Here is a 13,737-nt window from a genome sequence, read left to right on the forward strand (position 1 = left end):
CTAATTTGCAAGTAAATGTTTAGAAAAATATACCTGTCATTAAATAATGAAATCGCCAAGAACTTTTTTTATTTTAGTGTAATAAAGTTTGCTAACATACTGTCAAAGTATATTTTATTAGGCTATTTGATAAGGACTTTGGGCGAGGAAGGATACGGAGTTCTTACTTGGATTGATTCATTTGTTCAATATTTTTTGATATTGGTTAATTTTGGATTTGATATGTATGCTGCTAAATACATTGTTGAAAACAAACAAAATAAAACTAAAATTGATGAAATTATTTCTGCAATTATAACTGTAAAAACAGGATTATTTGTCTTCGGTTTTGTTCTTTTGGGATTGTTTTCTTTTAACAATGAAATAGCCAAACATATCGATTTGATATTTTTTATGTTGTTTATGGGAATTGGAGAAATATTGTTTCCAATTTGGTATTTTCAAGGAATCGAAAAAATGAAACCCATTGCTATTGTAAGTGTGGTTTCCAGAACATTATTGGTTTTTCTTACGATACTATTTGTAAAAAATTCAAGTCACATCGCAATATATATTTTTATTTTGGTTCTTTCTAACATTGTTTGGGGAGGTTTAGGGTTTTATTTTCTAAAAAAGAAATCTAATTTTAAATTTATACTTGTCCCCCTAGAAACCATTAAGCACTACCTAAAAGAAGGATATTTGTTTTTTTTAGGACGATTTTCTACACTTTTTTTAAATTTTGGAACCATTTTTCTAATTGGTTATTTCTGTTCAAAAAACTTAGTTTCTGGTTTTGACATTGCTTCTAAAATAATTTTTGCTTTCATATTTCCATTTGAAGTCATTCAACAAGCAGTTTTTCCTTTAATTGTAAGGACTAAAAACAAATTATTTGTGCAACGATTGGTGCTTTTTACCATTTGTAGTGCTATGTTTTTTTCTGGGGGTATTTATTATTTTTCCAAAGAAATGATGACTTTTTTTGGAGGGAATCAAATGACAAAATATGCTTATTTACTAGAATCATTAGTAGTATTGATTCCGGTTATAAGTTGTTCTATAATTATAGGAAGCTGTTCGTTAGTTGCTTTTGGCGCGTTAAAACAATATAATTATGCGCTTGTTTTTTCGTGTTTGATTTATTTTTTTACAGTGTTGCTGTTGTATGTAATGAATCAGATGAGTTTTATTAATTTGTTGCTGCTTCGCATTAGTGTTGATGTAATTATGGTTATGCTTATTTTTTATTTTGCTGTAAAAAAGAAAACATTGTTGTAATTTGATAAAAAAACAGTGACCAGAAAACTATTGTAAATCGATATGATTATAGTCTAATTTGACAATGAAAATTAAAAATTGCAACTATATTTGTATAAAAGTTAAATTAAAAAAGATTAAAAAATGAAAAATTATTTTTATTTGATATTTGTATTTGTGCTATTTCTATCGTGCAAGGAAGAGGAAAAGAAAACAGAGTCTTTTAGTTTAAAAGAAATTGTAAACAAACAAAATTATCAAATGGAACTTTACCAAACAGATGCCAATGAATATTCATTAGTAGTATTGAATAGATTGACTGGGAAGGTTTTTGTGGGCAAAAATGCCTCTGGATGGTATGAAGCTACAAATGCGGATAGCATTCCGGTTTATAAAACACCAACGTATTCCATTAAGGTATTTAAGGGCCCGGAGTCCAGTCCTCAGATTTCATTGATGGACGAGAAAGAGGGAGAACTTTACATGTATATTGTGGGACACACGGCAAATTTTTACAATACAAATGCTGGTATAAAAGCGCTTGAAAGAGGTTAATACATCCCCAAAATGATATTAATGGCTGTAATTTTATTTTTTTTATTCTCACTGGTAGGAATTCTTTATTGGAAGCGAAAAATATTTTTGCTGTCACCTGTTGATGTTTTTGTATTGTTCTTTGCAGGAGTTTTAATTTCGACTTTATTATATCATAATTTTTATCCAAGATACGAGAAATTCAATTTTTTTCAGTTTGATTTTATTGGGAAAAATAAATTCAACAGAACCTTTTTTGTTTACCTCAAAATGCTTTTGCTGTTTTTGTTTGGCGTTTTTATCTATTCGGTTGTTAATAAATCGTATTTCGTTTTAGCCAAACAGCGAATCAAAATTATTGATACGCGAAATCTTAAACTCGACACCAATCAAATTTCTACGGTTATAGTAATCATAGCTTTGTTATGTGTGCTTTTGGTTTACATTGATTACGGTTCTTTACTATTTTACAGGGCAGATTATATTCCTAATGATAATTCTGTTTTTAAAATTATTTATCAAAATTTATTTATCGTTTTGTGCCTTTTGTCAGGTGCTGTTTACAGAACTAACAGGTCACTTGCGCTGACAGCTTTTTGTATTGCCATTATTGTAGGGATAGGAGTGGGGAGCAGATCAGCCACTATTTATTTATTAGCATTTGGGTTGAGTTATTCCGTTTTTTTAAATCGTTCCAGAGCCAGAACTTTCTATATTTTCTTTATTCCTTTTGTAATTTTATTCTTTGGATACAACATTTCGCTGCGTTTAGAAGCGAATGGACATGGTTTAATTCCGTATTTAAAAGTAACACTTGAAAAACCTGAAATTTTATTTACTTACACTGTAATGAATATTTATTATACGTTTATTTTTGGGTTTTACGCTACTTCCGAAACCATTCATTTGTATAAAAATGCTTCCATTGGTAATTTAATTACCACACTGAATCCATTACCGGGAAGATTGACAAATTGGTATAGTATTGCTTCTAAATTAAGAATAAACGAAATAGCTCCTTTTACGGCCATTGGTGAATTAGCCAAATACCCTGTTTTTAGTGTTTTTTATTATTCCTTATTAGGATATTATTTTGCAGCGATAGATTATTTTATAAAAAATCAATTAGTGCGCAAAAAATATTTGTGGGCTGTACTTCAATTCTTGTTGTTAGTTTTATATGTTATTCATAGTTTTGAGTATAATCTACGATCTTCACATCGTTTTATTTATTATTCTATTGCGCTTTATCTGCTTTATTTTATATTAAAAGGATTAAAAACTAAATTGCCGCGTAAATCAAGCAATAGTAATCTCTTAACAGAATGAGGGTAAAAACAAAAATTAACGATTTCTCAGTTGAAAAAGCAGTTCCTTATGTTGCTTTCTTTTGCGGTTTATTCGTACTGTTGCCATTTAAAGTAAAGCCTATTACGGTAATGGTTTTTTTTCTTCTGGGTCTTTTTTCTATTTTTAAATACAGAATCAGCGCTAAAATTGAAATGAAAACAGTTTTCATATTTAGTATTTTCTTTATTGTTTATGCGCTTAGCTTATTTTTTTCTGAAAATATTCAAAAAGGTTTTACAATTTTAGTCCGTTGTATTCCAATATTAATTATACCTCTTGGATATTCTTTTTTAACTCTTGAAACAAGAGTAAAGTTTAATCAAGTGTTCCGGAAGACCTTTATTATTGCCGCAAGTATCTATTCAATTTTAATATTCATTTACTTATTTCAATTGGGATATTTTAGCCAAAAACATGATTTATATTATTGTTATTCCTACATAACATATGAATTTTGGGGCATGAATGAGCATCCTATTTATATATCAATCTTTTTTTCGGTAGCATTATTTTTTATTTTGATAGAAGGTTTCAAAAATAAAATTTTTAATTTCATATTGTTTTTAGTCTTAATTTCTGGACTTCTAATATTGGCAAGAAAAGGTGTTGTTGTTTCTTTTTGTATTCTTTCCGGCATTTTTTTGTTTCTAAAACGTGATAAAAAACAAATCGCTAAATTGGTATTCGTCTTTATAAGTTTGATGATATTATCACTATCTATTACCGAAATTAGAAACCGTTTTTTGGAAATATTCGATATTAATAGTATTGTAAATAATAAAGAAACATCGTCTGGTATTCGGTACATTCTGTGGAATACAGGCGCGAAAGTAATTCAAAAATCAGATTATTTAGGATATGGAATTGGAGATGCCCAAGCAGTTTTAAGCACACAATTGGCGGCAGATGGTTACGCGGTTTTATCTGAGGAAAATTATAATGCGCACAACCAGTTTCTTCAAATAGGATTAGCTATTGGAATTGTAGGAATTTGTTTGTATTTATTTTCGTTGCTCTACTTTATTCGAGTATTTATCAAAAGAAAGAATGCTGAAGGAGTTGTCTTTTTACTGTTTTTTATTTTTGTTTTTCTGTTCGAAAGTGTTTTGGAACGACAAAATGGAATAATTATCTATTCCTTTACAAGTTGCATGTTTATATACGCTTCTGAATTTGACAAAAACCTAAAAAATGAGATATAACCTCCTTATCATTGGTCCTTTTCCAGGTCCGCCAAAAGGAATTAGCTTGTCCAATCAAGTTGTTGCAAATGGCTTAATAAAGAGAAATTGGAATATAAAAAAAATAAATACGGAACATTCTGATAAGGTAAACGGTGCAATTGGTCAGTTCTCATTTGATAAATTATCATTCCTAAAAACCTATTTTCAAGGTTATAAAATTTTTACGGTTGATGTAGTTTATATCACGATAGGAATTACTTTTTTTGGAGTCTTAAAATATGCACCCTTTATCTTGTTGTCTAAAATTCTAAACAAGAAAACAATAGTTCATCTGCACAGTAACCATCTTAAAAAAGAATATCAATCTCTAAAAGGAATAAAAAAGAAGGTCTTTTTTAATCTTATGGCATCGTTTGACGCTGGAATTGTACTTTCTAATTCTTTAAGAGACAATCTAACACCTTTTATAGCTTCTGATGCTGTTCGAGAACTGTATAATTTCGTAGAAGACAAACTAATAATTTCGGAAGAGATTTTACTTAAAAAGAAAGATTTTACAGAAATCCGACTTTTCTTTTTAAGTAATTTTTTAGAAGAAAAAGGGATAAACCTGTTGCTTCAAGTTATAAAAAGATTAAATGAAGAAGGATTATTTCTTAAAGTTAAAATAGCAGGCAATAAGATTTCAGGAAATAATGTAGATGGACTGCTGGCAGAATTAAATAATGTGGAGTATCTTGGGATTGTTTCTGGTTTAGTCAAACAAGATTTGTTAATTTGGGGCAATGTTTTTTGTCTTCCTACTTTTTTCAGTATGGAAGGACAACCCATTAGTATTCTGGAAGCTATGGCATTTAATAATTTAATTTTGACAACACAGCATGCGGGAATTCCAGATATATGTTCCGAGGAGAATGCTGTTTTTTGCAAAGAAAAAAGTGAAGAGGATCTTTATTTAAAAATAAAATTGATAATTTCAAGTTGGGATGAAGTACAAAAAAAAGGAACCTCAAACGGAGTTTATGCGAGAAATAAATTCACGGAAACCAAATTTATATCAACACTCGAAGGTATAATTTTAGAAACCATACGGAAATAAATTTCATAGATGAAAATCACCATAATCAGCCATAATTATTTCCCGGAGGACAGTGGGATAGGTTTATATTCGACGGGCATGGCAGAGTTTTTGGCATTAAAACATGATGTGAATATAATAACGGGAGTTCCCTATTACCCGCAATGGAAAATCTATTCAAATTATGCAGACCATCCTCTCTTTTCAAAAGAAATTATAAACAACGTAACGGTGTATAGATTCAAACAATACACTCCTGCAAAGCCAACTTTTGTTAAGAGAGTGCTTCAAATGACTCATTTTTTTTTTGGTTCAGTTTTTAATATTATAAAAATTAAGAAAGCAGATGTAGTATTAGTTGTTATGCCTTTTACGCTTTCCATTATTCTTGGGTGGTTTTTAAAAACAATTAGGGGAGGAGGAATGCTTTGGGTTCATATACAGGATTTTGAATTTGATGCAGCTTTTAAAAATGGGATTTCAGAAAAGAATCAGTTATCGTCAAAGATTTTATTTAAAATTGAAAAATGGACCTTAAGTAGAGCAGACTTTATTAGCACCATCAGTACAAGAATGATGATAAAATCAGCGCAAAAAACAACAGTCGATCAAGTTTACTTTCCTAACTGGATTGATTATTCTATGATAAATCCAGAAATTGCGAAGGAAAATAAAGTTTTTAATAAAAATACGTTTAACATTCTTTATTCTGGTAATATTGGAGAAAAACAAGATTGGAATTTCTATGCTGAGTTTGTAACCGCAATGCAAGTACATCCTGAATTTCATTTTTATTTAGTGGGTGAAGGAGCAAAACGCGTGGAAGTTTTACAACAATTACAAAACAAAGTAAATTTTACCTATTATCCTCCGGTGCCTTACAAACAGTTAAATAATTTGTTGTGTAATGCGGATGTTCATGTATTGTTTCAAAAATCAGAGTTCAACGATTTGGTTATGCCTTCAAAAATCTTAGGGATGATGGCAAGTGCAAAACCATCAATAGTTTCTGGACATAAAGATTCTGAAATAAAGGTTAACTTTGAGAATTCTCAAGGGGGTTATTATTTTGATGAGAATATTATCGAAACAATAAAAATGTGTCTAATGGAGTTAAAAAACAATCCTGATAAGGCCCGTTTAACGGGAATTTTTGCAAGAGATTTTGTAACTGAACATTTTTCGTATGAAAAAGTTTTATCAGAATTTCAATCAAAATTAGAAGACACAGTTCAAAAAAAATAAAAAAATCAGAAGTGAAATATTCAGTATTTATAAAGCGATTATTTATTATTGCAAAATCAAAATGGCTTTTAGAAGCGGTAAAGGGTAGAATTTATTCTTTTGCCTCTTTTGAAGTGGTTTCAAATTTAAAGAAGATGGTGCCCGAATTAACCACTATAATTGACGTAGGAGCTAATTCAGGTCAATTCACTAAAGTAGCAACTCATTTATATCCGCATGCGCAAATACACACTTTTGAGCCATTACCGGATTTGTACTCAATAATCGAAAAAAAATTCAGCAGTAATCCAAATATAAATACCTATAATATCGCACTGGGCAATGAGGATGGGACAATCCTATTCAATAAAAACAAATTTGGACATACCAGTTCTATTCTTGAAATAAATGAGGAAAACATTCATTTTACCAGAAAAGATAATGTGTTAGAGCAAATAAGAGTCCAAATAAAGAAGTTAGATTCCATAGCATTATTTACTGACAAAACGCATTTGTCATTACTCAAATTAGATGTTCAAGGGTATGAACTTGAGGTCTTAAAAGGAGCGGATCAAACCTTAAAGGCTATTGATTATATAATCATCGAAGCAAACTTAGAGGAGTTATATTCCAGTCAGCCTTCCTTTACTGTAATGAATAATTACCTCCAAATGAAAGGGTTTGAATTGATGGGAATGCTTGATTTTAACCTTGGTAATAAAAATAAATACATAGAGTTTGACTTATTGTATCGAAAAATTTCTCCAAAAAACGAATAATTTTAATGTTGATAATTCCTATTTCTCGCGGGTTAACATCCTGCATAAAATGAGTAGTTATTTTAAAATTAATCTGAAATTAATAATCTGCCAATATCATTTTAGACTCTAAAATAAAGTTAGGTCTTAGTTCGTAATTTTTATTAAACCAAGCCTTTTTTTGAAAACAAACTATATTTTTGTACAAACGAAAATCAAATTTTTTAAATAATGAAAAGAATACTTATCACCGGAGCCGCAGGTTTTTTAGGATCACATTTATGTGACCGATTTATCAAAGAGGGTTATTTTGTTATTGGGATGGATAATCTCATCACTGGAGATTTAAAAAACATTGAGCATCTATTTAAATTAGAACAATTCGAATTTTATCATCATGACATCACAAAGTTTGTCCATGTTCCGGGAAATTTAGATTATATACTTCATTTTGCATCACCTGCAAGTCCAATAGATTATCTAAAAATTCCAATTCAAACACTGAAAGTTGGGTCTTTGGGAACGCACAATTTGTTGGGATTGGCCAGAGTTAAAAAAGCACGAATTCTTATTGCATCCACTTCTGAAGTATATGGAGATCCGTTAGTTCATCCGCAAACCGAAGAATATTATGGAAATGTAAATACCATTGGACCAAGAGGAGTTTACGACGAAGCAAAACGTTTTCAAGAATCAATCACTATGGCATATCATACGTTTCATGGCGTAGAAACCAGAATCGTTAGAATCTTTAATACGTATGGGCCAAGAATGAGACTAAATGACGGTCGTGTTATTCCAGCATTCATAGGTCAGGCAATTCGTGGAGAGGATTTAACCATTTTTGGTGATGGGACGCAAACGCGTTCGTTTTGTTATGTTGATGATCAGGTCGAAGGGATTTTTAGGTTATTGCATTCTGATTATGTATTTCCTGTAAACATTGGAAATCCGGACGAAATCACAATCAAGGATTTTGCAGAAGAAATTATAAAATTAACAGGCACAAATCAAAAAGTGGTATATCATCCGTTGCCCGTAAATGATCCTTTGCAGCGTCAGCCGGATATTACAAAAGCTAAAAACTTGTTGGGTTGGGAAGCTAAAATAGGTCGTGCCGAAGGAATGAAAATCACGTATGATTATTTCAAATCTTTATCTAAAGAAGAATTGTCCAAAGAGGAGCACAAGGATTTTTCAAAATATATTTTTTAATATTAAGGATTTAGGCTCAAAATGGTTTCGTTATTCGTGTGTAGTTTTATCATACTCGTTTTGATTTTATATTGTAATAAAATAAACCATTTCTACATGCCGGATTGTTTAAATGTTGTGAATTAGTTTACGCATAAATCTTTAATAAAAACATAGTTATTTTTGTTTCAAAAATCATAATTTAGGCCAAAAATACGGCATTAAAAGACAACTTATTTTCGGTTTCGGAGTATAATCATAGTAATAAAAGAAAAGCAATATGACTTTTCTAATCGGATAAAATAGTGAAAACCAAAACCGGAAGATATTCAGGCTATATTCGCCCTTTTTCATTTGTAATAGACTTAATTGTTATCAATGTACTCTTGGTATACTTGACGGACCTTCCCGTTAACGAGCTTTTTTATCCCCTTTTTATAAGTGTAAGTTGGTTTGTTATAGCTGCTAATTTGGGTTTTTATGAAGTTTACAGATACACGAAAGTGATTGCCATACTAAATTGTGCTCTAAAGCAGGGGATTTTGTTTATGCTTATCTGTCTCGCCTTGGCTTTTTTTGACTCTGAAAATTCCAGTTTTCATAGAATTGTTCTCTTCACTTCAGTTTCGCTGTTCTTTATTTTAATCATAAAACTATGTATTTATTATTTTTTAAAAAGGTACAGAGTGCTATTTGGAGGTAATTTTAGAACTGTAATACTGTTAGGGAATTCTAAAAGTGTGGAGCCATTAAAACAATTTTTCACTGAAAATCCAGATTATGGATACAAGTTAGAAAGAGTTTTTGACTTGGAAAAAGATAAAGTGCGAAAATTTAGGGAGAGTTTTGCCTTTGTTTTGGAACATAAAATAGATGAAATGTATTGTTCGATGAGTGATTTAACGCAAAATCAAATTAATGAAATTGTATATTTTGCTGATAATAACCTAAAAACATTAAAATTTATTCCGGACGAAAAGCAGATTCTTTCCCGGAATTTTACTTTTGAATATTACAATTACATTCCGGTAATTTCGTTGAGAAATATCTTGTTAGACGATACCTTAAACAAGGTGATCAAACGGGGTTTTGATATTTTATTTTCGGTTGTAGTGATTCTGGGGTTGTTATCTTGGCTTAGCCTAATTCTCGCAATTTTTATAAAATGGGAGTCAAAAGGGCCTTTGTTTTTTATCCAAAAGAGGAACGGATTAAATTATAAAGAATTCAATTGCTACAAATTTAGATCGATGGAATTAAACGATGAAGCTGATTTAAATCAGGTTTCTAAAAATGATATTCGGGTAACTACAGTTGGTCAGTTTATACGGAAAACAAGTATTGATGAGCTGCCACAGTTTTTAAATGTATTATTTGGCGATATGTCCGTTGTAGGTCCAAGACCTCACATGGTAAGTCATACCGAAATGTATGCATTGAAGGTGGATAAGTTCATGGTACGCCACTTTATAAAGCCAGGAATAACCGGACTTGCGCAGACCAAAGGATTTCGTGGTGAAGTCGAAACAGATAAAGATATTATTAACAGAGTCAAATTTGATATTTTTTATTTAGAAAATTGGTCTATTTTATTAGATATTAAGATTATTTTTAACACAATATACAACACCATAAAAGGTGATGAAAAAGCGTATTAAAAATGGAAAAACCACTTGTGTCCATAATTACTCCTTCTTTTAATTCTGAAAAATTTATTGTTGAAGCGATTCAATCGGTTCAGCACCAAACGTATCAGCATTGGGAAATGATTATTGTAGACGATTGTTCTTCTGATGAAACGGTTTCTATAGTTGAGGAAATCGCAATAAAAGACACAAGAGTCCAACTTTTTAAACTCGAAAAAAACTCAGGAACCGGAATTTCCAGAAACACCGCTTTGGCTAAAGCAAACGGTAAATATATTGCTTTTTTGGATGCAGATGATTTGTGGAAACCGAACAAGTTAGCAGTACAAATTGAGTTCATGAAAGTAAATAATCTTCCTTTCACGTTCTCTTTTTATGAATGCATCAACGAAGCTGGACAACCGTTAAACAGAAGAATCGAAGCGCCATTGCATCTTTCATACAAGCAGTTGTTTTTTTGTAATTATGTAGGGAATCTAACGGGTATCTATGACGCAAGTTACTTTGGGAAAATCTCCATTTCCTCCATCCGGAAACGACAAGACTGGATGATGTGGCTGACTGTTCTTAAAAAAATAAAATTTGCGCAACTTGTTCCGGAGAGTTTGGCTTTTTATCGCATCAGAGACAACTCGATTTCTGCATCTAAATTTGATTTAGTAAAACATAATTTTTCAGTGTACAGAGCATATCACCGTTTGAATTTAATTGGTGCAATACTTTGCATGATTGGTTTTTTGTTCACGCAATTAATCCTCAAACCACGTTATTCCAAAACCATTAAAGCATCGATTTAAATTGCTTCAATTTTCCTCGATTGCTTCTTTCTAAAGTATCTTTTTGGATAAATATAAATTTTAAATTCGGTTCTAAATACAGTTCAATCGCCTTTTCAATTTTTTTAATTTGTGCCAAATTTAATTTGGTTTCACTCACATATTCAATTTCAAAAGTATCTATTTTGGTTTGTTTTATCACAAATTCTTTCACATTCGAATCATCTTCAATGATGCTTTTTGTCACATAATAAAAAGTTAATCCGGGCGATTTCTTTCCACTTGGTAAAACCGCAACATCATTTGTTCGTCCTATTAATTTCTTGAGAATGGGTTTTTGCAACGTGCTTTTTTCGTCCAAAATTCCAATATCGCCAATATCATATCGTATAAATGGATGCGCTTTATTAAACAATGAAGTGATCACAATTCGACCTGAAGTTCCATTTGGAACCGCTTGATTATTGTCATCCAAAATTTCCACAAACAACGTTTCGGAATTTATTTGCCATTCGTCTTCTGTCCCGACGCTTGGGGATTGAAAAGCGATTAAATCGAGTTCCGAAGCGCCATATTCATTGACAATAGGAACGCCAAATTGTTTCTTTAAAAGCATTTTGTCGTCTTCAAAAAGCATTTCGGAAGTCACCATGCACACTTTCAAACTCGGACAAATTGTGGTTAATATGATGTTTCTCTTTTGTAAAAATTTAGCAAATAAAACTATCGAACTGGTATATCCATTGATGTAATCGAATTTTTTAGTTCGAAAATGATTCAAAAATCCTTCTAAAACTGTATCCGACAAATCGAAAATGGAGAACCGAAACCGATGGCTCAAAAAATCTTTAAAACGTTCTTTTTTGTTTCCAATAAAATCCATCGGAATTCCATAAAATCGTGCTTGGTACGAAGTATTAAAATCAATTCCATGCCAACCAAAACGGTAGATGTTTGAAGCCCACGTCAGCGCGTGGCAATATTTGTCTTTGGCAAAAACAAAAGGAGTTCCACTCGAACCGGACGTTTTATTGACGTAGCTGTTTTTCGCGGAATAGCCCTCCGAAAGCCTTTCCTGTAATGGTTTCTGTAAGTTTTTCTTATTTAAAACTGGTAAATCTTCCCAGCGGGTAAAAGTTGTTACGCCGGTTAAATCTTTGTAAAAAGGATTGTTTTGAAAATGAAAATTGACAATTTCTTGTTTTTTATTTTCAACGAAAACTTCATGTTCTTTTTCTGAAAATGCTACGATTTTTCGCAATTCGGATTGGGCTTCCTGAATTGGGAAACCATTTAGCTGCAGCGATAAGTCGAATAGTGAAAACATTTTAAAGGTATATTTCATCAAAAATAATATTTACTAACAACTAATGGCTGGTAACCAACAATTTTTTAAAGATTAATTATTTTTTAAGTGCAAAAGCAATTATTTTTGCAGCACAACTAAACACAACTACACATGACAATTTTACTATTGGGTTCAGGCGGAAGAGAACATGCTTTTGCATGGAAAATGATTCAAAGTCCGCTTTGCGACACACTTTTTGTAGCACCAGGGAATGCTGGAACCGCTTCAATAGCCACTAATGTTACGATGAGTCCAACTGATTTTGAAGCTATAAAAGCATTTGTTATTCAGGAAAAAGTAGCAATGGTTGTCGTGGGACCAGAAGATCCTTTGGTAAAAGGGATTTATGATTTTTTTCTAAACGATACTGCATTAAGTCATATTCCGGTCATCGGACCTTCAAAAATGGGCGCACAATTGGAAGGAAGTAAAGAATTTGCTAAAGAATTTTTAATCAGACATAACATTCCAACTGCCGCTTACGATAGTTTTACTGCTGAAACGGTAGAAAAAGGATGTGAATTTTTGGAAACACTGCAACCTCCGTATGTTTTGAAAGCTGATGGATTGGCCGCCGGAAAAGGCGTTTTAATTATTCAGGATTTGGCAGAAGCCAAAGAAGAATTAAGAAACATGCTGGTTCATCAAAAATTTGGTGCCGCCAGTTCTAAAGTCGTTATCGAAGAGTTCCTGGACGGAATTGAATTAAGTTGTTTTGTTCTTACCGATGGGAAAAATTATAAAATTCTGCCAACGGCCAAAGATTATAAACGCATTGGCGAAGGCGATATAGGACTAAACACAGGCGGAATGGGAGCCGTTTCTCCAGTTCCTTATGTTGACGCTGTTTTAATGGAAAAAATTGAAACACGCATCGTAAAACCTACCATTGATGGTTTTCAAAAAGACGGAATTCCGTACAAAGGTTTTGTTTTCATTGGGTTAATCAATGTTAATAACGAGCCAATCGTAATTGAATACAATGTGAGAATGGGCGATCCGGAAACCGAAGTAGTTATCCCGAGACTCAAAACCGATTTAGTAGCGTTGTTTTTGGCTGTAGCCAATGAAAAACTAGACGAAATCAATCTGGAAATTGACAAAAGAAGCGCTACTACAATTATGATTGTTTCTGGTGGGTATCCGGAAGATTTTGAAAAAGGAAAAGTAATTTCAGGATTGGAAAAAATTCAAGATTCTATTGTTTTTCATGCGGGTACTAAACTGGATAACGGAAATGTTCTTTCAAATGGAGGAAGAGTTTTGGCCGTAACATCTTATGGAAATGATTTTGAAGAGGCCATAAAAAAATCTTACCAAAACATAGACAAGCTACATTTCGATAAGATGTATTTTAGAAAAGATATTGGAAACGACTTGAAATAATTGACAAGTATCGTTCACTT

The 13,737-nt window shown here is 31.7% G+C and carries 14 protein-coding genes; 11 read left to right on the top strand and 3 right to left on the bottom strand.

Features of this window, described 5'->3' with window-relative positions; all coding sequences use genetic code 11:
* The first annotated feature begins 15 nt into the window (after positions 1-15).
* The 3 genes from ACP7AQ_RS02220 (at position 16) to ACP7AQ_RS02230 (ending at position 3,102) form a co-directional block, all read left to right on the top strand.
* Positions 16-1,260, top strand: coding sequence for an oligosaccharide flippase family protein (locus tag ACP7AQ_RS02220; protein ID WP_426094213.1), 1,245 nt, complete (start codon positions 16-18; stop codon positions 1,258-1,260).
* A gap of 123 nt (positions 1,261-1,383) precedes the next feature.
* Positions 1,384-1,794, top strand: a complete 411-nt coding sequence (locus ACP7AQ_RS02225; protein WP_426094214.1) for a hypothetical protein — start codon at positions 1,384-1,386, stop codon at positions 1,792-1,794.
* A gap of 21 nt (positions 1,795-1,815) precedes the next feature.
* On the top strand, positions 1,816-3,102 hold the full coding sequence (locus ACP7AQ_RS02230) for a hypothetical protein (protein WP_426094215.1): 1,287 nt from the start codon (positions 1,816-1,818) through the stop codon (positions 3,100-3,102).
* Between the two features lie 46 nt (positions 3,103-3,148).
* On the opposite strand, the gene ACP7AQ_RS02235 is transcribed toward ACP7AQ_RS02230, so the two are convergent.
* Positions 3,149-3,292: a hypothetical protein gene (locus tag ACP7AQ_RS02235; RefSeq protein ID WP_426062473.1), complete on the bottom strand. Its 144-nt coding sequence runs from the start codon at positions 3,290-3,292 to the stop codon at positions 3,149-3,151.
* Positions 3,293-3,601: 309 nt separating this feature from the next.
* Positions 3,602-3,760, bottom strand: a complete 159-nt coding sequence (locus tag ACP7AQ_RS02240) for a hypothetical protein (protein WP_426062750.1) — start codon at positions 3,758-3,760, stop codon at positions 3,602-3,604.
* On the opposite strand from ACP7AQ_RS02240, the gene ACP7AQ_RS02245 reads away from it, so the two are divergent.
* From ACP7AQ_RS02245 to ACP7AQ_RS02275, 7 genes are all read left to right on the top strand, one after another.
* On the top strand, positions 3,714-4,325 hold the full coding sequence (locus tag ACP7AQ_RS02245) for an O-antigen ligase family protein (protein WP_426094300.1): 612 nt from the start codon (positions 3,714-3,716) through the stop codon (positions 4,323-4,325). The genes ACP7AQ_RS02240 and ACP7AQ_RS02245 overlap by 47 nt on opposite strands.
* On the top strand, positions 4,315-5,406 hold the full coding sequence (locus ACP7AQ_RS02250; protein WP_426094216.1) for a glycosyltransferase family 4 protein: 1,092 nt from the start codon (positions 4,315-4,317) through the stop codon (positions 5,404-5,406). Before ACP7AQ_RS02245 ends, ACP7AQ_RS02250 begins: the two co-directional genes overlap by 11 nt.
* A gap of 9 nt (positions 5,407-5,415) precedes the next feature.
* Positions 5,416-6,630: a WcaI family glycosyltransferase gene (locus tag ACP7AQ_RS02255; protein WP_426094217.1), complete on the top strand. Its 1,215-nt coding sequence runs from the start codon at positions 5,416-5,418 to the stop codon at positions 6,628-6,630.
* Between the two features lie 11 nt (positions 6,631-6,641).
* Entirely contained in the window at positions 6,642-7,388 is a 747-nt protein-coding gene (locus ACP7AQ_RS02260; RefSeq protein ID WP_426094218.1) for an FkbM family methyltransferase, read from the top strand.
* Positions 7,389-7,598: 210 nt separating this feature from the next.
* Positions 7,599-8,582, top strand: a complete 984-nt coding sequence (locus tag ACP7AQ_RS02265; protein WP_426094219.1) for a UDP-glucuronic acid decarboxylase family protein — start codon at positions 7,599-7,601, stop codon at positions 8,580-8,582.
* Between the two features lie 284 nt (positions 8,583-8,866).
* Entirely contained in the window at positions 8,867-10,219 is a 1,353-nt protein-coding gene (locus tag ACP7AQ_RS02270) for an exopolysaccharide biosynthesis polyprenyl glycosylphosphotransferase (RefSeq protein ID WP_426094220.1), read from the top strand.
* Positions 10,220-10,221: 2 nt separating this feature from the next.
* On the top strand, positions 10,222-11,004 hold the full coding sequence (locus ACP7AQ_RS02275; RefSeq protein ID WP_426094221.1) for a glycosyltransferase family 2 protein: 783 nt from the start codon (positions 10,222-10,224) through the stop codon (positions 11,002-11,004).
* On the opposite strand, the gene ACP7AQ_RS02280 is transcribed toward ACP7AQ_RS02275, so the two are convergent.
* Entirely contained in the window at positions 10,988-12,310 is a 1,323-nt protein-coding gene (locus ACP7AQ_RS02280) for a phenylacetate--CoA ligase family protein (protein ID WP_426094222.1), read from the bottom strand. The genes ACP7AQ_RS02275 and ACP7AQ_RS02280 overlap by 17 nt on opposite strands.
* Positions 12,311-12,442: 132 nt before the next feature.
* Between ACP7AQ_RS02280 and purD the strand changes: the two genes are divergently transcribed.
* On the top strand, positions 12,443-13,717 hold the full coding sequence (gene purD / locus ACP7AQ_RS02285) for a phosphoribosylamine--glycine ligase (protein WP_426094223.1): 1,275 nt from the start codon (positions 12,443-12,445) through the stop codon (positions 13,715-13,717).
* Positions 13,718-13,737 lie beyond the last annotated feature (20 nt).

Origin of the sequence: Flavobacterium sp. DSR2-3-3 (assembly GCF_049896585.1) — a bacterium.
GTDB lineage: Bacteria > Bacteroidota > Bacteroidia > Flavobacteriales > Flavobacteriaceae > Flavobacterium.